The sequence below is a fragment of the Nonomuraea sp. NPDC048882 genome, from assembly GCF_040649755.1.
In the GTDB taxonomy this organism is placed as follows: Bacteria; Actinomycetota; Actinomycetes; order Streptosporangiales; family Streptosporangiaceae; genus Nonomuraea; species Nonomuraea maheshkhaliensis.
The window spans coordinates 13831-38859 of sequence record NZ_JBEZGB010000010.1; the positions used below are offsets into that span (position 1 = coordinate 13831).

Annotated in this window: 25 protein-coding genes; 11 read left to right on the forward strand and 14 right to left on the reverse strand. The window is 71.8% G+C overall.

Going from position 1 to position 25029, the window contains the following annotated elements; all coding sequences use genetic code 11:
* Positions 1-87: 87 nt before the first annotated feature.
* Positions 88-1377, forward strand: coding sequence for a preprotein translocase subunit SecY (secY, locus tag AB0C27_RS32050; protein ID WP_357851467.1), 1290 nt, complete (start codon positions 88-90; stop codon positions 1375-1377).
* A 25-nt stretch (positions 1378-1402) separates the two neighbouring features.
* Here the strand turns inward: secY and AB0C27_RS32055 are convergent, their stop codons facing one another.
* The 4 genes from AB0C27_RS32055 to AB0C27_RS32070 form a co-directional block, all read right to left on the reverse strand.
* Positions 1403-2095 carry a response regulator transcription factor gene (locus AB0C27_RS32055; protein ID WP_357851470.1) on the reverse strand — a complete coding sequence of 231 codons (693 nt, stop codon included), beginning with the start codon at positions 2093-2095 and terminating at the stop codon, positions 1403-1405.
* Between the two features lie 39 nt (positions 2096-2134).
* A complete protein-coding gene (locus AB0C27_RS32060; RefSeq protein ID WP_357851473.1) occupies positions 2135-3271 on the reverse strand; it encodes a sensor histidine kinase in 1137 nt (378 codons plus the stop codon).
* Between the two features lie 65 nt (positions 3272-3336).
* Entirely contained in the window at positions 3337-3726 is a 390-nt protein-coding gene (locus tag AB0C27_RS32065; RefSeq protein ID WP_357851476.1) for a PPOX class F420-dependent oxidoreductase, read from the reverse strand.
* Positions 3727-3793: 67 nt separating this feature from the next.
* A complete protein-coding gene (locus AB0C27_RS32070; RefSeq protein WP_357851479.1) occupies positions 3794-4705 on the reverse strand; it encodes an aryldialkylphosphatase in 912 nt (303 codons plus the stop codon).
* A gap of 149 nt (positions 4706-4854) precedes the next feature.
* Between AB0C27_RS32070 and AB0C27_RS32075 the strand changes: the two genes are divergently transcribed.
* The gene (locus tag AB0C27_RS32075) at positions 4855-5310 is read left to right on the forward strand and encodes a TIGR02611 family protein (RefSeq protein ID WP_357851482.1); all 456 of its coding nucleotides are present in this window, start codon (positions 4855-4857) and stop codon (positions 5308-5310) included.
* 4 nt (positions 5311-5314) lie between these two features.
* Here the strand turns inward: AB0C27_RS32075 and AB0C27_RS32080 are convergent, their stop codons facing one another.
* Positions 5315-5635, reverse strand: coding sequence for a co-chaperone GroES (locus AB0C27_RS32080; protein ID WP_103957875.1), 321 nt, complete (start codon positions 5633-5635; stop codon positions 5315-5317).
* Between the two features lie 57 nt (positions 5636-5692).
* The gene (locus tag AB0C27_RS32085) at positions 5693-6616 is read right to left on the reverse strand and encodes an endonuclease/exonuclease/phosphatase family protein (protein WP_357851485.1); all 924 of its coding nucleotides are present in this window, start codon (positions 6614-6616) and stop codon (positions 5693-5695) included.
* A 78-nt stretch (positions 6617-6694) separates the two neighbouring features.
* Here AB0C27_RS32085 and AB0C27_RS32090 point away from each other — a divergent pair, with 78 nt between their 5' ends.
* Positions 6695-7951, forward strand: a complete 1257-nt coding sequence (locus AB0C27_RS32090) for an ArgE/DapE family deacylase (protein ID WP_357851488.1) — start codon at positions 6695-6697, stop codon at positions 7949-7951.
* Here the strand turns inward: AB0C27_RS32090 and AB0C27_RS32095 are convergent.
* The 4 genes from AB0C27_RS32095 to AB0C27_RS32110 form a co-directional block, all read right to left on the reverse strand.
* Positions 7902-9194, reverse strand: coding sequence for an FAD-dependent monooxygenase (locus tag AB0C27_RS32095; RefSeq protein ID WP_357851491.1), 1293 nt, complete (start codon positions 9192-9194; stop codon positions 7902-7904). The genes AB0C27_RS32090 and AB0C27_RS32095 overlap by 50 nt on opposite strands.
* A gap of 127 nt (positions 9195-9321) precedes the next feature.
* Positions 9322-10122 (reverse strand): ABC transporter ATP-binding protein, encoded by an 801-nt coding sequence (locus tag AB0C27_RS32100; RefSeq protein WP_357851494.1) that lies wholly within the window; start codon positions 10120-10122, stop codon positions 9322-9324.
* Positions 10122-11129, reverse strand: a complete 1008-nt coding sequence (locus tag AB0C27_RS32105) for an iron chelate uptake ABC transporter family permease subunit (protein ID WP_357851497.1) — start codon at positions 11127-11129, stop codon at positions 10122-10124. Before AB0C27_RS32105 ends, AB0C27_RS32100 begins: the two co-directional genes overlap by 1 nt.
* 46 nt (positions 11130-11175) lie before the next feature.
* Positions 11176-12213 (reverse strand): iron chelate uptake ABC transporter family permease subunit, encoded by a 1038-nt coding sequence (locus AB0C27_RS32110; RefSeq protein ID WP_357851499.1) that lies wholly within the window; start codon positions 12211-12213, stop codon positions 11176-11178.
* Positions 12214-12346: 133 nt separating this feature from the next.
* On the opposite strand from AB0C27_RS32110, the gene AB0C27_RS32115 reads away from it, so the two are divergent.
* Positions 12347-13372 (forward strand): ABC transporter substrate-binding protein, encoded by a 1026-nt coding sequence (locus AB0C27_RS32115; protein ID WP_357851502.1) that lies wholly within the window; start codon positions 12347-12349, stop codon positions 13370-13372.
* A gap of 47 nt (positions 13373-13419) precedes the next feature.
* On the opposite strand, the gene AB0C27_RS32120 is transcribed toward AB0C27_RS32115, so the two are convergent.
* Positions 13420-15840 (reverse strand): helicase-associated domain-containing protein, encoded by a 2421-nt coding sequence (locus AB0C27_RS32120; protein ID WP_357851505.1) that lies wholly within the window; start codon positions 15838-15840, stop codon positions 13420-13422.
* 78 nt (positions 15841-15918) lie between these two features.
* Positions 15919-16425 (reverse strand): ATP-binding protein, encoded by a 507-nt coding sequence (locus AB0C27_RS32125; RefSeq protein ID WP_357851508.1) that lies wholly within the window; start codon positions 16423-16425, stop codon positions 15919-15921.
* A gap of 222 nt (positions 16426-16647) precedes the next feature.
* On the opposite strand from AB0C27_RS32125, the gene AB0C27_RS32130 reads away from it, so the two are divergent.
* The 6 genes from AB0C27_RS32130 to AB0C27_RS32155 all read left to right on the forward strand — a co-directional run bounded on the left by AB0C27_RS32130 (position 16648) and on the right by AB0C27_RS32155 (position 20022).
* Positions 16648-17469, forward strand: coding sequence for a helix-turn-helix transcriptional regulator (locus AB0C27_RS32130; RefSeq protein ID WP_357852474.1), 822 nt, complete (start codon positions 16648-16650; stop codon positions 17467-17469).
* On the forward strand, positions 17470-17706 hold the full coding sequence (locus tag AB0C27_RS32135) for a DUF397 domain-containing protein (RefSeq protein ID WP_043632079.1): 237 nt from the start codon (positions 17470-17472) through the stop codon (positions 17704-17706). It abuts the gene before it with no gap.
* A gap of 88 nt (positions 17707-17794) precedes the next feature.
* Positions 17795-18052, forward strand: coding sequence for a hypothetical protein (locus AB0C27_RS32140; protein WP_106242400.1), 258 nt, complete (start codon positions 17795-17797; stop codon positions 18050-18052).
* A gap of 43 nt (positions 18053-18095) precedes the next feature.
* Positions 18096-18854 (forward strand): hypothetical protein, encoded by a 759-nt coding sequence (locus AB0C27_RS32145; protein ID WP_357851512.1) that lies wholly within the window; start codon positions 18096-18098, stop codon positions 18852-18854.
* A gap of 20 nt (positions 18855-18874) precedes the next feature.
* Positions 18875-19759, forward strand: a complete 885-nt coding sequence (locus AB0C27_RS32150) for a maleylpyruvate isomerase family mycothiol-dependent enzyme (protein ID WP_357851515.1) — start codon at positions 18875-18877, stop codon at positions 19757-19759.
* Positions 19759-20022: a sigma factor gene (locus AB0C27_RS32155; RefSeq protein WP_357851518.1), complete on the forward strand. Its 264-nt coding sequence runs from the start codon at positions 19759-19761 to the stop codon at positions 20020-20022. The genes AB0C27_RS32150 and AB0C27_RS32155 overlap by 1 nt, the downstream gene beginning before the upstream one ends.
* Before the next feature lie 51 nt (positions 20023-20073).
* Here the strand turns inward: AB0C27_RS32155 and AB0C27_RS32160 are convergent, their stop codons facing one another.
* Positions 20074-20655 (reverse strand): histidine phosphatase family protein, encoded by a 582-nt coding sequence (locus tag AB0C27_RS32160; protein ID WP_357851521.1) that lies wholly within the window; start codon positions 20653-20655, stop codon positions 20074-20076.
* 38 nt (positions 20656-20693) lie between these two features.
* Positions 20694-21602, reverse strand: coding sequence for a TIGR03621 family F420-dependent LLM class oxidoreductase (locus tag AB0C27_RS32165; RefSeq protein WP_357851525.1), 909 nt, complete (start codon positions 21600-21602; stop codon positions 20694-20696).
* Positions 21603-21706: 104 nt separating this feature from the next.
* On the opposite strand from AB0C27_RS32165, the gene AB0C27_RS32170 reads away from it, so the two are divergent.
* Positions 21707-25015, forward strand: a complete 3309-nt coding sequence (locus AB0C27_RS32170) for an NACHT domain-containing protein (protein ID WP_357851528.1) — start codon at positions 21707-21709, stop codon at positions 25013-25015.
* The last annotated feature ends 14 nt before the right edge of the window (positions 25016-25029 follow it).

Sequence of the window (25029 nt, forward strand, 5' to 3'; positions counted from 1 at the left end):
CGCGGATGCGGGTACGCGGATCTGCGTACGCCGATGCCTCGTTCCGGCGGACGACCCCGGCCCGCGCGGCGGTCAGACTCCTTGCTCATGCTGACCGTCTTGACCAGGGCGTTCCGGGTGCCGGAACTGCGCGGGAAACTGCTGTTCACGCTCGCACTCATCGGGCTGTTCCGGCTGGGGCAGGTGATGCCCGCGCCGGGCGTCGACGTGGTGGCCGTGCGCGAGTGCGCGGGATCGGCCTCCGGCGGGCTGTTCGACATGGTGCAGCTGCTCAGCGGGGGCGCCATGCTGCACCTGTCGGTGTTCGCGCTCGGCGTCATGCCGTACATCACCGCCAGCATCGTCATGCAGCTCCTAGCCGTCGTGGTGCCCCGCCTGGACGCGCTCAGGAAGGAGGGCTCGCGCGGGCAGGCCAAGATCACCGAGTACACCCGCTACCTGACCGTCGGCCTGGCCGTGCTCAACGCCGGCACGGTCGTCGCGCTGGCCCGCGCGGGGCAGCTCCTGCCCGGCTGCGCCCGGCCGCTGCTGCGGGACGACGGGCTGTTCGCCGTGGCGGTGATCGTGCTGACCATGGTGGCTGGGACCTGCGCGGTCATGTGGCTGGGCGAGCTGATCACCGAACGCGGGATCGGGAACGGCATGTCCCTGCTGATGTTCACCCAGGTCGTGGCCGTCTTTCCGGCGTACATGTCGAAGATCTTCGTGCTCAGCCCGTTCAGCTTCGCGGTGATGGTCGGGTCCGGGCTCTGCCTGGTGGCGGCCGTGGTGTTCGTCGAGCAGGCGCAGCGGCGGGTCCCGGTGAGTTACGCCAAGCGGATGGTGGGGCGGCGGATGTACGGGGGGCGGGGCACGTACATCCCGATGAAGGTGAATCAGGCGGGAATCGTCCCGGTCATCTTCACCTCGTCCCTGCTGTACCTGCCGACGCTGGCCGCGCCGCTGCTCGGGGCGGAGGCGCGGGCGTGGGTGGAGCTCAACCTGACCGCGGGGTCGCATCCGCTCTACATGACCGTGTACGTGCTGCTCATCGCGGCGTTCGCTTACTTCTACGTGGCGATCACATTCAATCCGGTGGAGGTGGCGGACAACATCCGGCGGTACGGGGGGTTTGTGCCGGGGATCCGGCCTGGGCGGCCGACGGCGGAGTATCTGGCGTTCGTGCTGTCGCGGTTGACCGCGCCTGGGGCCTTGTACCTGGGGGTGTTGGCGTTGTTGCCGCTGGTGGCGTTCGCGATCCTGCGGGATCCGGGAACGCAGCAGAACTTTCCGTTCGGGGGGACGAGTGTGTTGATCATGGTGGGGGTGGGGCTGGACACGGTGAAGCAGATCGAATCCCAGCTTCAGCAGCGCAACTACGAAGGGTTCCTGAAATAGCCGGATTTGGCGGGCTTGATCGGGGTCAGGTGGGGAGGGCGAGGCCGGCTCGGATGGCGAACACCACGAGCTGGGCGCGGTCTCTGGCATGCAGTTTCACCTGGGCGCGGCTGACGTGGGTGCGTACGGTGTCAGGGCTGATCGTCAGCTCGGCGGCGATCTCGTCGTTCGAACGGCCGGTGGCCACCCACGCCACCATCTCCCGCTCCCGGGGCGTCAGTGTCTCCAGCCCCTCGACCGGCTCCGCGCCTGCCCTTCCGAACAGGCCGATCACCTTCCGTGTGATCGCCGGTGACAGCAGCGCTTCGCCGGCGGCCACTACGCGTACGGCGTTGACCAGCTCCGCGGGGTCGCTGTCCTTCAGCAGGAAGCCGCTGGCCCCGGCTTGGAGGGCGGCGAAGACGTACTCGTCCACGGCGAAGGTCGTCACCACGACGATCCTGGTGGCGCGCAGGGCGGGGTCGGCGGCGATGGCGCGCAGGGCGGTCAGGCCGTCCATACCGGGCATGCGGATGTCGAGCAGCAGGACGTCGGGGCGGGCCCGGCGAAGTAGCGCGAGCGCGGCCTGCCCGTCGCTGGCCTCTCCGGCGTACTCGATGCCCGGCTCCCGCTCCAGCAGCGCCCGCAGCCCCATCCGGACGACCGCCTGATCGTCGGCGATGGCGACCCTGATCACGTCCTTGCCCGCCTGGTGGGAGGTGTCGCCGGTGTCGGTCACACCTTCACCTGTCTGCCCGGGCGGCGCTACTGGTGTCGATCATGCCTGCACCTGCGGGAATCTGGCTACGACCTGGAAGCCACCGCCTTCTCTGGCGCCGGCCGTGAGGTGGCCGCCTGCCTCGGTGACTCGGGCGCGCATTCCTGCCAAGCCCCGCCCTTCGGGGGCTCCCGCGTGGCCGGCGCCTCGGTCGGCCACCTCCAGTACGAACTCCTGCCGGTCCTCGGTCGCGCGGACGAAGGCTCTGGTCGGGCCGGCGTGGCGCAGCACGTTGGTAAGCGACTCGCGCACCACCCGGTAGACGGTCTCCCGGAGGTGGTCGGGGACGGTGAGAACGGTGGGATCGGTCAGGGCAGCGGATTCGGTGAGGGTGGCGGGTTCGACGTCCACCGGCAGTCCCGCCGCTCGGACGCCGTCGATGAGTGCGGCCAGGTCGCCGTCCGGTGGGTCGATGCCGTCGAGTGCCGCCCGCAGCTGCGCGAGAGCCGTCGTGCTGGTCTGTCTGATCGCCTGCAGTGAGGCTCTGGCCTGTTCGGGGTCTTCGTCGAGGAAGACGAGCGCGATGCCGGCCTGCATGGCGATGGCGGCGAGCCCGTGTCCGGCCACGTCATGCACCTCGCCGGCGATCCTGGCCCGCTCCAGCGCCACCACGTCCACCTGGGTCGATGCATCGTCCGCCTGCGGCAGTGTTGGTGGTGCCGCCGGGCTGCCGACGTGCGGGGTCGTGTCGGGTTGCCCCGGGCGAATGGTGGCGAATGGCGATTTGTGGACGCTAGGGACACCCCATGCCGCCCGTGATGGTTCAGCGAGCGCTGGGTGATGCGCGGTCGCGGTGGCGGGGGAGTGTGGGCGGTCCGTGGCACGGGAATGGCGGCTCGGTGGCTCGGCGTCCGCGGTGGTGGTTGAGGAGTGGAGGCGGGGTGGTTCGGTGTTCGCGGCGGCGGCCGCGGCGGCCGCGCGGGCCTGGGCCAGGCCGCTGAACGACCACGGCACCGCCAGCCATCCGGCCCACGCCAGCATCACCACGACCGGCACGTCGCCCAGCCGGCTCAGCCCCGACAGAGCGGCGGATGACCGGCGCGGGCGCAGGAGGGCGGTGGGGGAGCGGCGTAGGCGAGCCCAGGCGGTGGGCAGTCGGCGCGGGTGCGTGTCCCCTCGCGTCTCCTCGGTCGCCATCCCCCACCCGCTCAGGCTCCTGCGGCCCCGACTCAGGCTCGTGTAGTCCCGATCCTAGCGAGCTTTCACACCGTGCGGCTCTCCCTCGGCCCGTCCAGGCCCCAGGAGATGATCTTGGTGGGGGTGATACGGATGATCTCCCGGGAGAAGAACGGGACCGGCGGCTCGGCGTCCGTCAGTGCCTCCGCCGTCCCCCGGATCTCGATGCCCCGCGCCACCCACGGGTCGACGGAGGCCAGGTCGTCCACCACGAGTGCCACCGTGCTGCCCTGCTGGACGTTCCTGAACTTTCTCGACTTCCCCATGGCGTGCCCACCGATGACGATCGTGCCGCTCCCGGCGTCCAGGAAGAAGCCCACCGGGTTGTTCTGCGTCTGCCCGCCGGGCGTCACCGTGGCCAGGCGGCCGAGGCGCTGGGTCGCGAGGTAGTCGAGTTCCGTGGTTGTGAAGGTCATGCGCCTCAGTGTGCAACCTTAACCTCAGTGGAGGTCAAGGTGATCACGAAGGCATCGGCCCCCGTGATCAGGAAAGGCCCTGGGTCAGCCAGCGGAGCGGGTTGGTGTGGGTGATCAGGCGGAGGACGTCCTCGTCCGTCCCGGCCTCGCGCAGGCGCGGCAGCAGGGCGTCGAAGAGGTGGGCGTAGCCGGGGCCGCCGTACTTGGCGACCTGCGCCACCCGGTTCACCCCCGTGCTGATCAGGAGCCGGTCGGCGTGGCCGTCCTCGATGAGGCCGAGCGCGATCCTGGCCACCTGCTCGTGGCCGAGGCCCAGGGAGCCGAGGCTCACGTACGCGCCCGCCTCGGCGATCTTCCTGGCCGCGCCCAGGTCGCCGCCCGCGTAGCCGACGGCCACCCGCGCGCCGGGCAGGCCCTGGCCGAGCAGGATCTCCAGCAGGGCGGGGGCGTTTCGCCCGTGCGTGGCGACCGGCAGGCGCGTGCGCAGCGCGGCGCGGGCGGCGGCGACCAGGCAGCGTTCCTCGCGCGGCGTCGGCTCGGCGCCCCAGGAGCCGACCTCGCCGATGACGCCGGGGAACACGCCGGTCCCGTCCACGCCGCTGACGATCTCCTCCATGAGCAGGCCGGTGAGGGTGTCCACGTCCTGTTCGCCCACGTTCGTGAACGGCTCCGCGAACAGGCCGGTCGAGGCGATCACCGGCACCCGGCTCCCGGCCGCGATCCTGGCCAGGGCGGCGGCGTCGCGGCCCATGCCCAGGCAGGTCAGTTCCACCACCAGGCCGAGCCCGTGATCCGACTGGCGCAGCTCCCTGAGCTCGGCGGTGACGGTGCTCTCCTCGTCGAGCCAGCGGTGCGGGTCGGAGTCGATGCCGACCGCCCAGCGCATGTCGGTGCGCAGGTGCTCGTGGGGGAGTACGGCGCCCTCGATGGCGGCGGCGCGTACAGGGCCGGTGACGGTACGGAGCAGAACGTCGGGCATAACAGACATTAACCGATGTTTGCCGGGCAAAGCCGGGGCTGGCAGGAAATTTTACTTCGTGTGGGGTTTGAGTCCTTGCAACCGAGCTGCAAGTGGGCACGGACCCGGAGCCGTATCCTGGGGAGCACACCGACTGCCGGGGGGTAATCGTGCCGTTTCAGAACGCCGAAACCGGCGGAGCCGACGTGATCAAGGACGAGGCCGCCGATCGTTCCAGCATGCCCGAGCGCCGTACCGGCCTCCAGGGATGGCTGGACGGCATCCGCTCCACCCGCACAGGAGCGCTCACCCTGAAGATCGTGATCGGCCTGATCGGGACCGTCATGGTGGCGGGCGGGCTGATCATGGTGCCGTTCCCCGGGCCGGGCTGGCTGGTCGTCTTCGCCGGGCTGGCCGTGCTGGCCACGGAGTTCCACTGGGCGCACAAGCTGCTGGAGTTCGGCAAGCAGACCCTGCGCGCCTGGACCGAGTGGTACAAGCGGCAGGGCTGGACCGTCCGCATCCTCGTGCTCATCGTGACGGTCGCCGCCGCGGGCGTGATCGTGTACTTCGGGCTGCTGACGCTCGGCGTGGACGTCATCGCCATCGCCACCCGCTTCATCTAAGGAGTCAGAGGTAGAGGCCCGTGCCGTGGTCGGTCTCCTGGGTGGCGACGGCGTGCAGGTCGCGTTCGCGCATGACGAGGTAGACCTTCGCGTGCACCTCGACCTCGAACTGCTCCTCGGGGTTGAACAGCACCTTGTCGCCGACCTTGACCGAGCGCACGTTCGTGCCGACGCCGCAGACCTCGCCCCATGCCAGGCGGTTGGCCATCTTGACCGTCGCGGGGATGACGATCCCGGAGCCGCTGCGCCGCTCCTCGGCCTCCTGCTCCAACCTGATCATGACTCGGTCGTGCAGCATCTGAATCTCGAACTTGGGCTCTACCACAGGCACAAGTCTAAGAGCAGGGCAAGCCCGGGAACTCCACAACCAGGAACGAAGGGGTCAGCGCGGGAGCCGGAGCTCGGCGAAGACGGGCCGGTGGTCGGTGCGCTTGAGTGACAGCACCTCGAACGCCCGCACCGCCATCCGCGAGTCCGCCAGCACGTGATCGATCGTCACCCCGGGCAGGTGCACCGGTGAGTCACCCTGCGGCCAGGTGGCTCGCAGCCCGCGTCCCATCACGTCGGCCGCGTCCCGGTAGCCGGCCGCCAGCAGGTCGCGCATCGGCAGGTGGTCGAGCGTGGCGTTGAAGTCGCCGGCCAGCACCCGCAGCTTGCCGTCGCCGCGCGGCAGCGCCTGGAGGCCGGCCGCCCAGCACGGCGTGCTGCGGGTCCGCTTGGGCGCACACGGGTGCACGGAGACGATCTCCACCCGGGTGCCGCCGGAGTGCGTCAGCCAGGCCCTGGCCTGCCCGAACCCGCCGATCTTGATCATCGGTACGGCGTCGAGCGGATGCCGGGCGTAGATCGCGGACCCACCCACCCCTTCCAGGGGACGGGCGACGGCGTGGGGCAGCGCGCGCCGCAGCCCGGCCGCCTCCAGCCGGCGCATCGCGGCCGGCGTGAACTCCTGCAGCGTCAGGACGTCCGGCTTCAGCCTGGTCACCAGGGCCATCAGCTCGTCCGTGTCCGCGCCGCCCACCAGCAGGTTGGCCGCCAGCACGCGCAGCGCGGGCCCCTTCGCCCCGGGGTTGCCGTCGGCGAGCGCGCGGGGCAGTACGACGGGCGTCATGGCCAGCACCGACACCAGCGCGACCGTGCCCGCCGCCCACCGCCGCAGCACGCAGGCCAGGATCAGCGCGAGCACGGCCGCGCCCAGCGCGTACGGCGTGTACGACACCACCGGCACCCACGGGAAGTCCGGCTCGAACCCGCTCAATCTGACCACGGCCCACAGGCCGAAGGGCACCACCACGATCCAGCTCATCCATGTCCGCACGCCCTGTATCGCCACGAAGCCCCAGAAAGGTTCATGGGCGCCACCAGAAGTGAGAAGGTGTGCCCCATGCACGACGTGGAAGCCCGGGTACTCGACGCCATCGACGAGCCCGAGACCGTGAATCTGCTGGCCGAGACCGTCAGGGTCCCCAGCGTGACTGGCACCGACGCCGAGTCCGAACTGCAGCACCATCTGGCGGGCCTGCTCACCGAGGCGGGCATGGACGTCGACGTCTGGAAGCTGGACCTCCCCGACCTGACCGCCCGCCCCGGCTTCCCCGGTACGGAGGCGCCCAGGACCGAGGGCTACGGCGTGGCCGCCGTCACCCCGGGCGGCGAGGGCCCGCCCGCGCTCGCACTGCAGGGCCACGTGGACGTGGTGCCGACCGGCGACCTGGCCAAGTGGGCGGGCAGCGACCCGTTCGCCGCCCGGATCGAGGGCGGCGCGTTGCACGGCAGGGGCGCGTGCGACATGAAGGCGGGCCTGGTCGCGAACCTGGCCGTGGCGCGGGCCATCGCCAAATCAGGCGTCAGGCTGGCCAGGCCGCTGGCCGTGCAGTGCGTGATCAGCGAGGAGGACGGCGGGCTCGGCGCGTTCGCCACCCTGGCCAGAGGGCACACGGCCGAGGCCGCGGTGATTAGCGAGCCCACCAGCGGCGCGGTGATCACGGCGAACGCGGGCGCGCTGACGTTCCGGCTGGAGATCGCCGGGCGGGCGGCGCACGGCGCCACGCGGCACGAGGGGATCAACGCCATCGAGGTGTTCTGGCCGGTGTTCGAGGCGATCAGGCGCCTGGAGGCCGAGCGGAACCGGGACGCGCCCGCGCTCTTCACGGCCACCGCGACGCCGTACCCGATCGAGGTCGGCACCGTGCGGGCGGGCGACTGGGCCAGCACCGTGCCGGACCTGCTGGTGGCCGAGGGCCGCCTGGGAGTGCGGCTGGACGAGGACCCGGCCGCGGCCAGGGCGGCGTTCGAGCAGGCGGTCGCGGAGGTGGCGCACCCCTGGCTGCGGGAGAACCCGCCGGTGGTGACGTGGCCGGGCGGCCAGTTCGCCAGCGGCCGGCTGCCCGCGGGGCACGAGCTGCTCGACCAGGTGGGCCGGGCGGTGGCGGACACGACCGGGGTGCGGCCGGTCGAGTCGGCGGCGCCATACGGGAGCGACCTGCGCCTGTACGCGGCGGGCGGCATCCCCACGCTGCACTACGGCCCCGGCGACGTGCGGTTCGCGCACGCGCCCAGGGAGCAGGTGCGGCTGAAGGAGCTGCACGAGGTCACGCGGGCACTGGCACTGCTCGCTGTCCGCCGCTGCGCAGCACTCTGATCAGCGCGGCGGGGCTCATGAGCGCGGGCGGCGGATCGTAGAGGTTCGTCACCCGCAGGAATCGCCGCGTCAGCTCGGGGTCGTGCGCGGCGGCGGCGTGGAAGCGGTCGAGGTAGGCGTGCACGAGCCGCATCTTCGGTGTCGGGTCGCCCTGGACACCGGGCATCCGCAGGTCGCCGCCGACCGTGATCTCCCAGGGGATGTCCACGACGCCGGCGATCCGCCGGAAGAACGGGCGCGGGTTCAGGTCCGGGTCGAGCAGCGCGCCCGCCTCCATGGCGGCGACCGTCATGCCCTGGCCGTACAGGGGGTTGAAGGCGCAGACCGCGTCGCCGGTGACCAGCAGGCCCTCGGGGAAGCGGGCCAGCCGCTCGTAGCGGCGCCGGACGGCCGCCGGCGTACGGTACGCGCGCGGCTGCCCGATCGGCTCGGCCGTCGTGACCAGCTCGTACAGGTCGGGGACGGGCAGGGTGGCGGCGTAGGCGGCGAAGCCGGGCAGGTCGAGCGGCGCGCTCTCGCCGTACCCCACCAGGGTGACGATCCAGCGGTCGTCCTCCAGCGCCAGCGCCACGCCCGCGCGCGGCGTCTCCGGCGTGGGCCCGATGATCACGACCTGGTCTCCGTCGAGGTGGTCGTGGCGGCGCACGAACTCCCACGTCGCGTACCGTACGTCGATCTCCACCCGGTCCTCGCGTGGCGGCTCGTAGCCCAGCTCGCCCAGCCAGGACGGCGTGCGCGAGCCCCGGCCGGCCGCGTCCATGACGAGATCGGCCGGGATCGGCTCCCCGTCGGCCGGCCGCACCCCCGTGACCCGGCCCTTCTCGGACAGCAGGCCGGTGACAGTCCGCTCGGACAGCACCCGCACCCCCGGCAGCGCGCTCGTCCTGCGCCGGATCTGGCCCTCCAGCAGCGGCCGGCTGACCAGCAGCCCGTCCAGGCCGCAGGTCCCCCGGGCCAGCCGGACCCCGGCGTGCACGTGGCGGCCCCGCTCCTGCATGTCGCCCAGCATCGCGCCCTGGGCGACGAGCTCCCCGGTGATGCCGGGCAGCAGTTCTTCCATGACTTCCCGGCCCCTGGCGAGCAGGCCGTGCGCGTGGCGGCTCTGCCCGACGCCCCTGCGGTGGGCGTCCACGGCCGGCAGGATGTCGCGGTCGAGCACCGTGACCCGGGCGAAGCGCCGGTGCAGTGCCGCCGCGGACAGTAATCCCGACATGCTGGCGCCGATGACGACGGCGTGGTCCATCTGTTCCCCCCTGGGAGAGTTCTCTGCGTGTCGCGCAGAGGGTCTCCCGAGGTGGCTCGCCGCTCCATGTCTTTTGGCGCGTTCCAGGAGAAACGTTCGGTACAGCGCTGCCGCTCGGCCGGGGGTGTCAGGCCGGTACGCGGCGGCGGGCTTCGGGGACGATGAGCGGCGTGCCCGACTGCGGGTCCGGGATGATCTCGCACCGCAGGTCGAACACCTGGTGCACCAGGTCGGGCGTGACGATCTCCGCCGGGTCGCCCTCGGCCACGATCCGCCCGTCGCGCATCACGATCAGGTGGGTGGCGTACCGGCACGCCTGGTTCAGGTCGTGCAGCACGGCCACCATCGTCCGCCCCTCCTCGTGCAGGTCCGCGCAGAGGTCGAGCACCTCGATCTGGTGGGAGATGTCCAGGAACGTGGTCGGCTCGTCCAGCAGCAGGATCGGGGTCTCCTGCGCCAGCGCCATGGCCAGCCACACCCGCTGCCGCTGCCCGCCCGAGAGCTCGTCCACGATCCGGTTCGCCAGGTCGGTCACGTCGGTGGCGCGCATGGCCTCCGCCACCGCCGTCTCGTCGGCCCTGGACCACTGCCGCATGAGCCGCTGGTGCGGATAGCGGCCCCTGGCCACCAGGTCGGCCACCGTGATGCCGTCGGGCACGAGCGAGCTCTGCGGCAGCAGCCCGAGCCGCCGCGCCACCTCCTTCGACGGCAGCGACGTGATCACGCTCCCGTCCAGGTGCACCGCCCCCGTCCTCGGCTTCAGCATCCTGGCCAGCGCCCGCAGCAGGGTGGACTTGCCGCAGGCGTTCGGCCCGATGATCACGGTGAAGGACTCGTCGGGGATCGTCACGTCCAGGCCGGTGGCCACGATCCGCTGGTCGTAGGCGAGGGTGAGCCCGGTGCCTGACAGGCGCGCGGAGGTGGCCATCAATGGCGGTCCTTTCGCAGGAGCAGGACGAGGTACGTGCCGCCGATCGCGGCGGTCAGCACGCCGACGGGCAGTTGGGTGGGGGCGAGCAGCCGCTGCGCGGCCAGGTCGGCGCCGGTCAGGAGCACGGCCCCCATGAGCGCGGAGGCGCCCATGGTCACGCCGGGCGAGCGGGTGAGCCGCCGGGCGAGCTGCGGCGCGGCCAGGGCGACGAAGACGACGGGCCCGGCGGCGGCCGTGGCCACCCCGGACAGCAGCACGCCGGCCGTCAGCGCCGCGCCGCGCACGACCTCGACCCTGATGCCCATGGCCCTGGCCGCGTCGTCGCCCATCTCGATCATGCGCATCGGCCGGGAGACGTACGCGCACACCGGCAGCAGCACCACCAGCGCCAGCGCGACCGGCAGGGCGTGGTCCCACCCGCGCCCGCTGAGGCTGCCGGTGAGCCAGGCTCCCGCCGTGGCCGCGTCGTTGATGTTGGCCCTGGTCAGCAGGTACGAGTTGAGCGCCACCAGCAGCGCGTTCGCCCCGATACCGACCAGGACCAGCCGGTAGCCCTGCACGCCGCCCCGGTAGGCCAGCGCGTACACCAGCACCGCCGTGACCACGCAGCCTGTCAGCGCGCCACCCGCGATCATCGCGGCCGAGCCGCCCGAGACCACGGCGATGATGCCGCCGGTGGAGGCGCCGGCGGTGAAACCGATGAAGTCGGGGCTGCCCAGCGGGTTCCTGGTCAGGCTCTGGAAGATGGCGCCGCTGACCCCGAACGCGGCCCCGACCAGCAGGCCCGTCACCACGCGCGGGGCGCGCAGCCTGCCCACGATCAGCTCGGCGACCGGGGTGCCCTGGCCGAAGAGGGCGCCGAGGATGTCGGGCACGGGCACGGTGAACTCGCCCGTGGACAGCGCCGCCACGGCGACGCAGAAGCCGGTCAGGACGAGCAGCGCGGTGACGAGCAGGGCGCGCGGCGCCAGCCGCAGGGACCAGGGGCCGACACGGACGTTCACAGCGCCACCCGCCTCGGCCGTACGGAACAGCGTCCGGCGTGCACGTTCACAGCGCCGCCACCCGCTTCCGCCTGGCCAGCATGATGAAGATCGGCGCGCCGATCACCGCCCACACGATCCCCACCTGCACCTCTCCCGGCCGGGCGATGAGCCGGCCTGCCACGTCGGCCCCCAGCAGCAGCACCGGCGCGGCCAGCGCCGAGTACGGCAGCACCCACCGCTGGTCGGGCCCCACCAGGGCCCGCACGGCGTGCGGCACGATCAGCCCGACGAACCACAGGGGCCCGGCGGCCGCGGTGGCCGCGCCGCACAGCAGCGTGACGGCCACGCCGGTGAGGATCCTGGTCCGGTTCACCGCCACGCCCAGCGCCTTGCCCGCGTCGTCGCCGAGCGCCAGCATGTTGAGCGGCCTGGCCAGCAGCAGGCCCAGCACCAGCCCCGCGACCATGAACGGCGCCAGCCGCACCAGCGTGTCCGCCGTCTGCCCGGCCAGCGAGCCGGTCAGCCAGAACCGCATCCGGTCGAAGGTCTGCTGGTCCATGCGCAGGATGGCCGAGGCGACCGCCGTGCACACCATGCCGAAGGCGACCCCGGCCAGCGCCAGGCGTACCGGGCTCGAACCCGAGCGGCCCGAGGAGGCCAGGGCGTACACGGCGGCGGAGGCCAGCGCCGCCCCGCCGAAGGCGAACCACACGTAGACGGCCGGGTCGCTGAGCCCGAACAGGCCGAGCGCCAGCGTGACGCCCAGCGCCGCGCCCTCGTTGATGCCGAGCAGGCCCGGGTCGGCCAGCGGGTTGCGGGTCAGGCTCTGCATGAGCGCCCCCGCCAGGCCCAGCGTGGCGCCCACGCCCAGGCCGAGCAGCGTACGCGGGACGCGCAGCTCGCGGATGACCGTGTGGTCGCTGGAGCCGTCGGGGGCCGCGAAGGCGTCGATGACGGTGCCGAACGACACCGACCGCGCGCCCAGCGCCACACTGGCCAGAGCGACCAGGACGAGCACGGCGAACGTGACGAGCAGTCCGGCCACCAGCACCGGCGGCCGGCCCTTCACCGTCCGCGGCCCGTCCTTCTCCGGAGCGCTCACAGCGCTCCCTGGGGCCGTCGCTGGGGCCGTGTCATCAGCCGGGCGCACCCGACCCCCTCTCGTCGCACGTCAAACTTAGGCAAGGCTAATCTAATGGGCGGATAACAAGGCAACCCTAACCAAGGAGATCCACATGTCAGGACCGGTACTGGCTCGCCGGGGCTTCCTGTCGGGCGCGGCAGGCCTCGCGGTGGCCCTGACACTCACGGCGTGCGGCGACGGCGGCACCGGGACGGCGGCCCCGTCAGGCGGCGCGTCCCCCTCGGACGGCGCGGCCTCCGCTGCCCAGAGCTGGACCTTCACCGACGACCGCGGCAAGAAGCTGGAGCAGCCCAAGGCCCCCAGCAGGATCGTGGCCCAGGTCGGCTCGGCCGCCGCCCTCTGGGACTTCGGCGTGCGCCCCATCGCCGTCTTCGGCCCGCACAAGCTCAAGGACGGCAGCAAGGACCCGCAGGTCGGCAACGTCGACATCACCAAGGTCACCGGCCTCGGCAACGTCTGGGACGAGTTCAACGTCGAGCAGTACATCGGCCTCCAGCCCGACCTCCTGGTCAGCAGCATGTACGTCAAGGACACCCTCTGGTACGTGCCCGAGAAGTCCAAGGAGACCATCGAGCAGGTCGCCCCCAGCGTGGGCGTCATGCTCACCGGCAAGAGCGCCACCGAGGTGATCGGCACCTACGAGGCGCTGGCCAAGTCACTCGGCGCGGACATGCAGGGGGTGCCCGAGGCCAAGGCCCGCATGGAGGCGGCCACCAAGGAGCTCGCCGCGTTCGGTGACCTCAAGATCCTCATGGTGTCGGGCGGCGCGGACGCGTTCTGGATCGTCAACCCGCCGGAATATCCCGACATCGTGCACCTGAAGAACGCCGGTCTCAACGTGGTGACCCCGTCGAAGGTGGACGAGGGCGGCTTCTTCCAGACGCTGAGCTGGGAGAACGCCGACGAGTACGAGGCCGACGTGATCCTCTACGACACCCGTACGCAGGCGCTCAAGCCCGAGGAGATGATGAAGAAGCCCACCTTCGCCAAGCTCCCCGCGGTCGAGGCGGGCCAGCTCTACCCGTGGAACGCCGAGGCGCCCTACAGCTACCAGGGCTACGCGGCCTTCCTGGAGGGCCTGGTCGCGAACCTGAAGAAGGCGAAGCCGCTCAAGTAGGGCCGCTCACGTAGGCCCGCCCGCCCAGCTCTCGTAGGCCGCCGGCCTCAGTAGGCGCCGCGGACCTCGACGATCTCGGCTAGGGGGAACTCCAGGTAGTCGCCCGCCTCCTCGCACCAGGCGTCCAGCGCGGCGCCCTTGAGCTCGCCGTGGCTGATCGTGGCGGTCAGCCCGTCGGTGAGCGTGATGCCGGCCCGCACGCCCCGGTCGACGACGAACCCGAGCAGCGACTGCTGCGCCGTCGGCAGCCTGGTCGCCATCCGGCCGATGATGGCCCAGGTGCGCCCGTTCTTGGCGTCCTCGCTGCGGCCGGCGGCGACGAGGCGGCGGGCGTGCTCGTAGGGGTCGGGTGCCGGCTCGGCGAGCATGTGGGCGGGCGCCTCCAGCTCCGTCAGGCCGGGGAACTCCGACAGCTCGGCCACCTGCCCGCCGGGCAGCAGGATGAGCTTGCCGTTGGCCGGCTCTTCCGACCTGACCCGGTGGATGGTGATCTCGCCGGTGTCGGAGACGGGCACGGGGGAGTAGCCGACCTCGCGCAGCGCCGCCAGCGTGCGATCGGCCGGCGCCCCGCTCACCAGCACCGTGGGCGCCAGCAGCCGCAGGCCGAGCCGTCCGAGCCGCCGGTGCGCGGCGATCTCGGCCAGCAACGCCGGGTCGGGCGCCTGCACGACGCAGCCGACCGTGCTGACCGTGACCTCGCCGTGCCTGCGGGCGGTGTCACGGACGAGGTATTCGAGCGGCTGCGGGATGGTGCCGACCGTGGCCAGCTCGTCGAGCAGGTCGTCGGCCTCGTAGCCGCGGTCGAGCGCCCGCCGCACGCTCTCGGTGGTGAAGCGCCACACCGAGGCCGCGCCCCTGGACTCGCGCTCGGCGGTCCGGTCGAGCAGCGCCGCCAGCTCCGCCGACGGCGGCCCGGTGACGACCGCGGTCAGGTCGGGCCCGAACAGGGCGCTCCTGCGTACGCTGGCCAGCGCCCGGGTGGCCGCCTCTGCCAGGACCGGATCGTGCTCGACCACGGGGACGGCGTCGTCGTTCTCGTCGCCGGCCTTCGCGCCCAGGCCCGCCAGCGCGCGGCCGAGGTCGGTGAGCGCGTTGTTGGCCAGCAGGCCGAGCAGCCTGGCCTCGTCGAGCACCGCGGGCGCGCACTCGCGCAGCAGCGGCACGTCGATCAGCGGCGCGTGCCAGTGGACGTTGCTCATCAGGCTGTCGCGGTCGGCGAAGGCCGTGCCGGAGGGCAGGTGGGCCAGCACCGACAGCACCGCCCTGCGGATGCGGGCCAGCGCGCTGCCGGCGGGGTCGTCGCCGAGCACGGTGCCGTACTTGCCGTCGATCTTGCGCAGGGAAGATCGTTCCATTCGCCACCAGGCCGCGAGCAGCACCCGCAGCCGGGCCGCGCCCTCGTCGAGCCGCCACCGGTCGAAGCGCTCGGTGGGGATCATGCCGCCGGACGGCTCGTCCCAGGCCAGCAGCCTGGCCACCGTGCACACTTCCAGCAGCAGCCGGGTCTCGTCCTCGTCGCAGCCGGTCTCCTTGGCCACCCTGCGGACCTCGCGCACGCCCACGCCGCCGGTCTTGAGCAGCGGCAGCGGCGTCTTGGAGGTGTTGTCGAGCAGGGCGGCGCACCGCTCGACCACGTGGGGTGCGGCCAGCGTCATCAGATGGTCGACCTCTTCCGGATCGACCGGGATGGTGGCCACCTCGGGCGCCTCCGGCCGGTAGGCCGGATGGTAGGCGGGGCCGCGCAGGCAGATCGCCACCTCGCGGGGGATCTCCGCGACGTGCCAGCTCGGCCGGAAGAGCAGCCCGTGGTCGGCGCACCACTTCTCGGGCGTGCCCGGCACGACGAACCTGCCGCCGTCGACGTCGAGCGCGGGCCCCTCCCAGGCGAACCGGTCGAGCAGCGCCACGGTGCCCTCGGGCGCCTTGCGCATCAGCGCCTTGACGTGAGCGAGGTCACCGAGCGTGTCGATGACGCGGGCGATCATGCGGCGCTTGTTGCCGTGGGCGGGCAGGCCGAGCGCGCGGGCGAGCGCGTGCAGCGCGTCGTTGCTGATGGACCAGGAGTTGAGGTAGTGATCGAGTGGCTCGCCCAGGCTCAGGGGCGCGGACCAGTAGCGGGTGACGCCCTCGGCGAGGTGGATCACCCCGTCGTCGCCCGGCCAGGCCAGAGCGTGATCGTAGAGGTGCTCCAGCCAGGGGGTGACGTCCTCGGGGCGCGCGTCGACGAAGCACGCCAGCGTCTCCAGGGTGGGCCGCGTCATGGCCAGCGCGGCCTCGGCGAGCTGCAGGCAGGGCAGGGGCAGCCCGCGCAGGGTCTCCATCACGGCGAAGCCGTTGCCGAGCCGCTGGGCCAGGGTGTCGAGCCGCCTGGGCCAGGGCGCGGCGATGGCGTCGGGCCTGTTCGCCAGGATGCGGCCAAGCCGTTCTTCGTCTAGTTTTCGCAGCCAGCCGAGCAGGTGATCTTCCATCTGTCAGCACTCTCATGGGGTCGCGCGCCGGACTCACCGTGAGCCATGACCATCCACGGTAATGCAGATCACCCCCGGTCAGGAGAGGACTGCCCAGACGATCTTTCCGTGAGGCGCGAGTGCGGACCAGCCCCAGCGGAGGCTGAGTGATTCGACGATGTGGAGTCCGAGGCCGCCGGTGTCGAGAGGCCCAGGGTATCGCAGCACCGGCACCGAGGAGCCTGGATCGGTGAAGGCGCAGGTGATGAGCGGCCCGCGGCGGACGAGTGACATGTGGACCGTGCGCTCGCGGCGCGGGTCGTCGAGGCACAGGCCGTGGCGCAGCGCGTTGGTGGCGAGCTCGGAGACCACCAGTTCGAGATTGTCGGCGAGCTCCTCACCCAGGCCCCAGCCCGACAGGGCGCCGGCGGTGAAGCTCCGGGCGGCGTGAACCGAGGACGCGGTGGGCGGGAGTACGAACGTGGCGCTCGCGGAAGGTCCGGGCACCAGCAGATCGCCGGCCGCCTCCGGCCACCAACCGATTGGGGGCCACCAATCGAACGTGGTCCACTGGCCGTGTGCCGTGGTTTGTTGCACGTTGATCATTCTGCGCCAAACTCTCGTGCAGGTGCAAGAGCGAATGCACGTGCAGACAACTCGTGCACACGCTACGGTTGCCCTCAAATGGTCAATATGGGGGAAAGGGGATCTTGTCCGCGGCCCATGATCTTTCGGCCGTGAAGTGACAGACTGTGTCGCAAGGAAACGACCAAGGAGCAGCACGTGTCGATTGATCCGCCCGGTTCCGGTTCGACCGTAAGGCGCATCATGCTGGGGGCGAGCCTCAGGCGTCTCCGCGAGGCCAGCGGGCTCGACCGGGCACAGGCCGGATTCCACATCCGGGCGTCCGAGTCCAAGATCAGCCGGATGGAGCTCGGCCGCGTCGGTTTCAAGACACGTGACGTAGAAGACCTTCTCACCTTGTACGGCGTCGTCGACGATGCCGAACGCCGTTCCCTGCTGGAGATGGTGCGCGAGGCCAACACCCCCGGGTGGTGGCACAAGTACTCCGCCGAACTGCCGTCGTGGTTCACCACGTACATCGGCCTGGAGGAGGCAGCCAGCGTGATCCGCACCTATGAGGTGCAGTTCGTGCCCGGCCTGCTGCAGACGGCCTCGTATGCGCGATCGGTCTTCCAGCTGGGTAATCCCGATGCGAGTCCGGAGAGAATCGAGCGGCGCGTGCACATGCGTATGCAGCGCCAGGAGCGCTTCACCCAGAAGGACGGCCCCCGTCTGTGGGCCGTCATCGACGAGGCGGCGCTCAAGCGGACCATCGGCGGGCGGGAAGTCATGGCCGAGCAGCTCCAGCATCTGCTAGAAGTCGCCGCCCTTCCCAACATCACCCTCCAGGTGATGCCCTTCAGGTTCGGCAAACATGCCGCCGAAGGGGGCGCGTTCAGCATCTTGCGGTTTCCCGAGTCCGACTTGTCGGACGTTGTCTATGTCGAGCAGCTCTGGGGTGCCCTGTACCTGGACAAACGTGAGGACATCGACCCGTACCTCACGGCCATGGAGCAGCTGTGCGTGGAGAGCACCACGCCAGGGGGCACCGTCGAGCTCATCGGCGGTCTTCTCAGAAAGATGTAGATGAACCAGACCTACAACGGCATGCCCGCGGCGGACCTGACCCAGGTCGCCTGGCGTAAGAGTCGCTACAGCAACTCGCAGGGCAACTGCGTGGAACTCGCGGAGCTGCCCGACGGCGGCATCGCGGTGCGCAACTCGCGCTTCCCCGACGGCCCCGCGCTCATCTATACCCGCGACGAGATCCGGGCCCTGGTGCTCGGGGTGAAGGACGGAGAGTTCGACGGCCTCCTCGTTTAACAGCGTTGTAACCTCCGGCGCGCCCGCTTAACGGCGGCGCGCCGGAGGCGTAACCGCCCGGCCTCGTCCTGCGGTCAGGATCGGGGTCATGCTCGACCAGATGACCCTGTATCCGATCGCCGACGACGTGCTGTTCGCGCCGGGCGGCAAGGTCGTGATCCGCACTTACGGCGTGGCGCCGGCCACCGCGGGGGCGACCGTCTCCTACCGGACCTGGGTGACCGGCCTGCGCGACCAGCCCCGCTACTGGCACTGGGGCCACTTCGAGGACGCCGCCTCCGGGCACCGCAGGGTGCTGGAGTGGCTGACCGGCCGAGGACCGCAACCTTCCCAGACGCCCGCCTGATCGCTATCCTCGGGCCAAGCAACCGCTTGGTAGAGGAGGCGTAGTGCGGCGAGCGATCCACCTGATCGAGGAGGTCGACTTCCGGCCGATGAACTCCAGGCGCCCCCTGGAATACCTCACCTGGCTGACCCGCTACAAGCGCGAGGACGAGACGCGTACCGCGCCGTCGCTCACCTCCGGCATGTCCATCAGGTCCCGCGAGATCGACCTCGTCGGGGCCTTCTACGCGGTCGGCATCACCGGCCATCCGCAGTTCAAGGTCGTCACGCTCTGGGACTGCCACGGCGGCTGGGACGGCGGCTGGCGGCAGATGATGGAGATCTATCAGGGCGTGGACGAGCGCCTGTTCCTGTCCGACATCGACGACCTGCGCTTCTCCGCCTTCTCCCGGCCGCTCGGCGCCGCCCCCGGCTGCCCGCCGCTGTCCGCGGCCCCCGCCGCCGAGCTCTACCTCTTCGAGAGCGCCCGCGTCCGCCCCGGCGCCGCCCTCGACTACCTGCACGCCGTACGCACCGAGCGCGCGCCCGTCCTCGCCGAGCACGGCCACACCCTGGCCGGTCTGTACGAGGTGCTCTTCTGCGACACCGAGGCGGTCACCCTGTGGGCCGTCTCCCTGGACGACCACCTGGCCACCCAGCGCGCCAGGGACGCGGCGCTCGGCCTCGACGACGAGGTGGCGCCCGACTCCCGGCTGCTGGATTGGGGAAAACGGGCTCGCGACTACCTAGAAGGCCGCTGGCGTGAGACGCTTCTGGCACCCTTCCCCGGTTGCCGCCTGGCTCCGGGAGAACCGCCGGCCTAGCGTCGGCCGCGGAGGTGGTCATGTCAGACTCATACCTCTACAACGGGCAGCGGCCGGACGATCATGTCGCCTCGTGCCCCGACTGCGGCGCCGCCGTCGCCCTGCTCGACCAGCCCGGCACGGCCGTCGAGCCGCCACCGTCATTGCGCGCGGCCGTGCTGTCCATGGCCCGGCGCCGCCGCAGCCCCGCCGCGGTGGGCGTGGCCGGCGTGGCCACCCCCTACGCCGAGCAGGTCGCCGTCATGGACGAACTGCTCGCGGAGCTGAGCGCGCCGCAGTGGGAGGCCCCGATCGCCCGGCACGGCACCGTCAGGGGGCTGGTCGAGCACCTGACCGCCAACGACGCGACCGTGGCGGCGTTCATGGGGCTGCCGGGCCGCGACGAGGGCGCGCCCGCGCACCGGCGCTGGCGTGAGCAGGCCGGAACCCTGCTCGAACGGGTCTCGGCCAGCAGCGAGGTGCTCATGGGCGTGGAGGTCTCGCTGGCCGGCACCCGCCCGGCCCGCGCGCCGCTGCGCCAGGCCATGATCCAGCGCACGTTCGAGACCTGGACGCACGCCGACGACATCAGGGCCGCCACCGACCGCTCCCGCGCCGCGCCGCGTCCCGAGCACGTGCACATGATCGCCGAGTTCGGGCTCGCGCTGCTGCCGCGCGCGATGAAGGGCCCGCGCCGTGACGTCTCCGCCACCATCGTGCTCACCGGCCCGGGCGGCGGCACCTGGACGATCCCGCTCTCGCCCGCCTCCGACCACGTCGCCGTGCTCATCTCGGCGGACGCGGTCGGCTTCTGCCGCCTGCTGGCCGACCGGTGGCCGCCGGGCTCGTTCCCGTACGCCGCTGAGGGCGACCCCGCCCTCGCCCGTGACCTGATCCGCGCCGCCGCCACGCTGGGATGCGACTGATGAGCGACATGGACCTGTGCGCACGGCTGACGGCCGGCGACCTCGACGCCCTGGCCGAGGCGTACGACCTGCACGGCTCGTACGTGTTCGGGGTGGCGGCCAAGGTCACCGGCAGCCAGGCGTACGCCGAGGAGATCACCCAGAACGTCTTCGTCGCGCTCTGGGAGAGCCCGCAGTCCTACGATCCAGGCCTGGGGTCGCTGCGCGGCTGGCTGGTGAGCCGGGCCCTGCACGAGTCGGCCCTGCGCGCGAAGGTCGGCTGAACAGACTGCCCGGCCTGCCCGTTTCGGCGGGTTGCGCGCCCGGTCGGCGGCTCAGCCGACCGGGGCGTTCCAGGTGGTGAGGACGGGTTCCGCGTGCTCGAAGCCGAGCCGCGAGTAGGTGCCGGTGTCGAGCTTGAGCAGCCGGCCCTCCTCGGGCGCCAGGCCCAGCCAGCGGGCGGCCAGCACGCGCAGGAAGTGGCCGTGCGCCACCACCGCCACCCGTCCGCCGGCCTTCCGCGCCCGCGCGATCACCCGGTCGGCACGGGCGGCCACCTGCGCGGCGCTCTCGCCCGGATGGTCGGCGTCGCCGGGGATCACGCCGTCGCGCCACAGGTACCAGCCGGGCCGGCCCTGGCGGATGTCGGGTGTGGTGATGCCCTCGTAGCCGCCGTAGTCCCACTCCCACAGGTCGGGGTCGATCTCGTAGCCGGTCAGACCCGCCAGGTCGGCCGTGCGCCTGGCCCGCTGGGCCGGGGAGACCAGCACCAGGCCGAACGGCTCCTTCGCCAGCGGCGCCAGCGCCCTGGCCTGCTCCTCGCCGTGCTCCGTCAAAGGCAGGTCCGTGCGGCCTGTATGCCTGCCCGCCTTGCTCCACTCGGTCTCACCGTGCCGGAGCAGCAGCATCTCGTCCATGGTTCCCATCATCGGGCACGGCGGGTCGTGCGGTCGCGTCAGGTGGCCAGTTCCTCGACGACGGGCTCGAACGCGGCAAGGTCGCGCTCATGATGCACCACGAAATACGAAATATCGTGCTCATCCCGCCAATAGCGGAGCTTGTCGGCTATGTCGTGACGGGTGCCCAGGAGGACCTGGGGCGTCCCGTCCAGGGCGGAGCTGTCGGCCGCGCTCCACGTCTCCTCCGGCTTCAGCTCGCCCGCCTGCATGACGCTCGTGCCCAGCTCCAGGCGCGGGTACCGGTCGCCCGCCGCCTCCCGTACGGCGGCGAGCTTGGCCAGCAGCGCGGGCCGCCCGCCGTCCGCCGCGTCGGGCCCGCTTCCGTCAGGCAGCACCCGCGTGCCGATGTTCACCACGTCCGCCTCCTCGGCCGCCAGCCGCAACATCCTGGCTCCGCCCGCGCCGATCACCAGCGGAGGTCCCGGCCGCTGCACGGGCTTGGGCCGCTGGTCGAGCCCGGAGATCCGGTAGTGCCGGCCCTCGAAGTGGAACGGGCCCTCGCCCCAGAGGCCCCTGAGCACGGCCAGCGCCTCCCGCAGCCGTTCGATCCTGACCCCCGGCGGTGCCAGCTCCAGCCCGGCCCCCGCGTAGTCGCCGGCCATCCAGCCGGTGCCGATGCCGACCTCCAGCCGCCCGCCGGACAGCACGTCGAGCGTGGCCGTCTCCTTGGCCAGCACGGCCGGATGCCGGAAGTCGTTGGCGAACACCAGCGTGCCGACCCGCAGCCGGGTGGTGGCGCAGGCGGCGGCGGTCAGGGCGGCGATGGGGGCGAACCTCGGCCCCACCAGGTGGTCGGGCACGAGTAGCACGTCGAACCCGGTCTCCTCCAGCCGCCTGGCCTTGTCCGCCCACTCCTTCGCCGACGCCGCCTCCCGTACGACCGCCCCGAACCTGAACCGCCGCATCGGCGCGCCCTTTCGTTGGACCAAATGCTTGCTTGGGATACTAATCGCAGGGCTCGGACGGGGGAACGCCGTTAGAATTCGGGGACCGCCCCGGTGGAGCGCCCATGAAGCTGCCCTCGCTCGACGAGCTCGTCAGGTTCTTCCAGCACCCGGTCTGGTTCGTCGTGCTCGTGCTGCTCGTCCTGCTGTCCAGGAAGGCACTGGCGCGCTGGTGGGGGCGGCTGTCGGAGCACGTCGGCGACGAGCTGGCCGCCAGGACGCTGGGCAGCGGCCGGTGGAACCGGCGCGGGCTGCGCCGCTACGCCACCAGGGTCCGCGACGAGTTCGCCACCTTCCACGTGCCGTTCACCGAGGGCATGAAGCTGCGCATGGACGGCGTCTACGTGCCGCTGCGCCACGACGACGACCGGCTGCAGCCCGGCTCCGACGACATGTACGCCCGGGTCAGGGACGAGCCGTGCACGGTCGTGCTCGGGCCGCCGGGCGCCGGCAAGTCGATGTTGCTGCGGCACTCCATGCTGCAGTGGGCCAAGACCGTTCTGGGCGAGGGACGCACCCGGCGGGTGGCCGTCCTCGTCCGCTTACGCGCGTGCAGCGGCGATCCCAGGCCGCTCCACGCGCACGTGGCCGGCGCGCTCAAGCGGGTCGGCGACGCGGGGACCTACCTCGACCGGCTGCTCGAACGCGGCTGCCTCACCGTGCTCTTCGACGGGCTGGACGAGGTCGCCATGGCCGACCAGGAACGGGTGGTGACCGAGCTGCAGGCGTGGGCCAGGGACCATCCCGACGGCAACCAGATGGTGGTCACCTGCCGCTCGGCCGTCTACGATCGCCGGCTCGCCGAGGTGGCCACGTGCACGGTGGAGGTGGCCCCGTTCGACGAGGCGCAGATGCGGCGCTTCCTGACCAGCTGGCCCTGGCAGAACGGAAGCGGCTCCCCGGAGGACGCGCACGCAAGGAGGGAGCGGGTGGACGAGCTCATGGCCACCCTGCGCGACGCGCCGCTGATCATGCAGCTGGCCCGCAACCCGCTGCTCCTGACGATGATCGCCTACCTCTACAACGGCGACGACGAGATCAAGCTGCCCAACTCGCGCACCGTCTTCTACGCCCACGCCACCGACTACCTGCTGCGCACCAAGCTCACCCACGCCACCCGGTTCAAGGAGCAGCAGCGCCGCCGCGCCCTGCAACGTCTGGCCCTGCTGGCCCACAGGACCGCGATCGGGCGCGAGGACCGGCTCACGCTCCCGTACGAGAACGTGCTCGCGGAGCTGGAGAAGGTGATCACCACCAGGTTCGGCGGCAAGCCCGAGGCGGCCGAGCCGATGCTGACCGAGATCGTCGAGCGGACCGGGCTGCTGCTGCCCGTGGACGGCGGGCGCGGGTTCAGCTTCGCGCACCAGACGCTGCAGGAGTACTTCTCCGCCTGCGAGCTGGCCGAGGACCCCGACGAGCTGCTGCGCGCGCACGCCGAGGCGCCGGACGTGTGGCGCGAGGTGGTGAAGATGTGGTGCGGGGTGACCAGACGGCCGGCGTCCGGGGTGGTCCGCGAGATCTACCGGCGGGACCGGGTGCTGGCGTTCGCCTGCGTGGCCGAGGCGGCGGACCTGGAGGAGGAGCTGGCCGGGGAGATCACCGCGTGGTTCGAGCGGCACCTGGGGGAGCCGGGGCAGGCGGCCGACGCCGAGCAGACGATCGGCGCGTTCGCCCTGGTGGCCGCGGGGCCGGGGGAGCGGGGGCGCAAGGTCTACGCGTTCCTGTCCCGTACGGCGCGCACGGGCTCGGGGGCGCGGCGGGAGGCCGCGATCGCCGCGCTGGCGGCCACCAATCTGCCCGCCGCCGCCGAGGTCCTGGCCGGGCTGGCCCCCGACGACCCGAAGGTGCGTACGGCGCTGATCGACATGGGCAACCTCGCCATCGGCGCCCTGCGCAACCGGGCGCCGCACGATCCGGCGGCCGTGGACGACCTGGCCGCGATCGGCACGCCGGAGGCGGCCTGGACGCTGGCCGGACTGCTGTCCGCCGAGAAGCCGGTCGCGACCAGGGCAGCCTGGCATCTGGGGGCCATGCTGCGCTCGGCCGACATCGAGACGGCACTCGGCGACCCGCCACCGGACGCGGAGCCGGTCGGCGGGCCCGGGCTGGCGTGGGTGTGGGCGCCGTTCGCCCAGAGTTCGCCCGCGGCCCTGACCGCGGTCGCGGAACGCATCGCGTGGCTGCTCGCGGACTCGGACGCGGAGACCGTGTCGCCGCACGTGCGCGTGGACAGCCGGTTGGCGCTCCCGCTGGTCGCGATGGCTCTGGGGAAGTCGCAGACACACCTGGCCATACCCCCTGGGGAGAGTCTGTCGCTCGTTTCCGAGGAGGAGCTGAGCGAACAACTGGACGCGCTCGTGTCGCGATGGACTTTCGAGTCGCATCCCGCGATCTACACGCTGCTGGACAGCCTGAACCCGGCACAGCGTATGAGGCTCCTGACCCGCCTCTTCGGTGCGTCCGGGCGGGCGGCCACGGAGGACGATTGGCGGCGGGTCACGGCGCCCGTCGAGTTCCGGCAGGGCATGCACGTGGGGCTCATCGCCGCCTTGACGTCGGGTCTCGTCCTGGCCGCCTGGATGCGCGCCGTGCTGGTGCTCAACGGGCGGGCGCCGTGGGGTGAGCCGTGGCTCGCCTGGGGAGCCCTGCTCGCGGCGACGTCCATCGCCGTGATCACGGCCATGCTCGTCCTCGACCTCACCAGGCAGGGCGCCATCGGCTGGAGTGTCCTGCGCTGCAAACCCGCCGTGGTGACCAGCGTGCTGCTGTTCCTGCCGGCAGTGGTCGCGGCCCCGGGATCGCTCGCGCTGGTGACGCTCGCTGAGCTGATCGGCTGGAACTGGGCGATCGCGGCCGTCGTGCTGGGCTTCGCCACTTTCCTGGCCGTCCTTCCCGGGCCCGAGCGCGAGGATTCGGGTCCCTGGCTGTTCAGCGTGGCGCTGTCCGCCCTGCTTCCGCTGCTCGCGGTGGTGCGCGGCGTGGTCGTCCTGACCGGTGAGTGGCCGGGGCCGCCCGCCTGGCTGGCCTGGGCGGGCCTCGTCTCCGGAGTCTGGCTGCTGTGGCTGCTCACCGCCCGGGCCTCGGCGGGGCTGTTCACGCTCCGGTCGGCCTTCGTCGCCGGCGTCGCGATCCACTACGCCGCCGCGCTGACGGCGGCGGGCGTGCTCGCCTTCGTCGCGCTGCGCGACCTGACGAACGTGCCCCTGGCCGTCACCGTCATGACCGGAGCGGTCGCGGTGTGCGTGCTGACCGTGGCCGACCTCAAGCGCAAGGTACGGCAGGCCACCAACCCGCTGCACGGCATCCTGGAGCTGAAGGAGGCCCCCGGCCGGTCCACAATCATCGCGACGCGTCTTACCAAGCGCTTGCTTTAGGTGTCAGACTGGGC

Coding starts and splice junctions, on each gene's coding strand:
- AB0C27_RS32115 (WP_357851502.1), top strand. CDS start 12,347: ATGTCAGGACCGGTACTGGCTCGCCGGGGCTTCCTGTCGGGCGCGGCA.
- AB0C27_RS32065 (WP_357851476.1), bottom strand. CDS start 3,726: ATGACCTTCACAACCACGGAACTCGACTACCTCGCGACCCAGCGCCTC.
- AB0C27_RS32130 (WP_357852474.1), top strand. CDS start 16,648: ATGCTGGGGGCGAGCCTCAGGCGTCTCCGCGAGGCCAGCGGGCTCGAC.
- AB0C27_RS32095 (WP_357851491.1), bottom strand. CDS start 9,194: ATGGACCACGCCGTCGTCATCGGCGCCAGCATGTCGGGATTACTGTCC.
- AB0C27_RS32125 (WP_357851508.1), bottom strand. CDS start 16,425: ATGATCAACGTGCAACAAACCACGGCACACGGCCAGTGGACCACGTTC.
- AB0C27_RS32100 (WP_357851494.1), bottom strand. CDS start 10,122: ATGGCCACCTCCGCGCGCCTGTCAGGCACCGGGCTCACCCTCGCCTAC.
- AB0C27_RS32135 (WP_043632079.1), top strand. CDS start 17,470: ATGAACCAGACCTACAACGGCATGCCCGCGGCGGACCTGACCCAGGTC.
- AB0C27_RS32150 (WP_357851515.1), top strand. CDS start 18,875: ATGTCAGACTCATACCTCTACAACGGGCAGCGGCCGGACGATCATGTC.
- AB0C27_RS32155 (WP_357851518.1), top strand. CDS start 19,759: ATGAGCGACATGGACCTGTGCGCACGGCTGACGGCCGGCGACCTCGAC.
- AB0C27_RS32090 (WP_357851488.1), top strand. CDS start 6,695: ATGCACGACGTGGAAGCCCGGGTACTCGACGCCATCGACGAGCCCGAG.
- AB0C27_RS32085 (WP_357851485.1), bottom strand. CDS start 6,616: ATGAGCTGGATCGTGGTGGTGCCCTTCGGCCTGTGGGCCGTGGTCAGA.
- secY (WP_357851467.1), top strand. CDS start 88: ATGCTGACCGTCTTGACCAGGGCGTTCCGGGTGCCGGAACTGCGCGGG.
- AB0C27_RS32170 (WP_357851528.1), top strand. CDS start 21,707: ATGAAGCTGCCCTCGCTCGACGAGCTCGTCAGGTTCTTCCAGCACCCG.
- AB0C27_RS32140 (WP_106242400.1), top strand. CDS start 17,795: ATGCTCGACCAGATGACCCTGTATCCGATCGCCGACGACGTGCTGTTC.
- AB0C27_RS32165 (WP_357851525.1), bottom strand. CDS start 21,602: ATGCGGCGGTTCAGGTTCGGGGCGGTCGTACGGGAGGCGGCGTCGGCG.
- AB0C27_RS32160 (WP_357851521.1), bottom strand. CDS start 20,655: ATGGACGAGATGCTGCTGCTCCGGCACGGTGAGACCGAGTGGAGCAAG.
- AB0C27_RS32120 (WP_357851505.1), bottom strand. CDS start 15,840: ATGGAAGATCACCTGCTCGGCTGGCTGCGAAAACTAGACGAAGAACGG.
- AB0C27_RS32070 (WP_357851479.1), bottom strand. CDS start 4,705: ATGCCCGACGTTCTGCTCCGTACCGTCACCGGCCCTGTACGCGCCGCC.
- AB0C27_RS32060 (WP_357851473.1), bottom strand. CDS start 3,271: ATGGCGACCGAGGAGACGCGAGGGGACACGCACCCGCGCCGACTGCCC.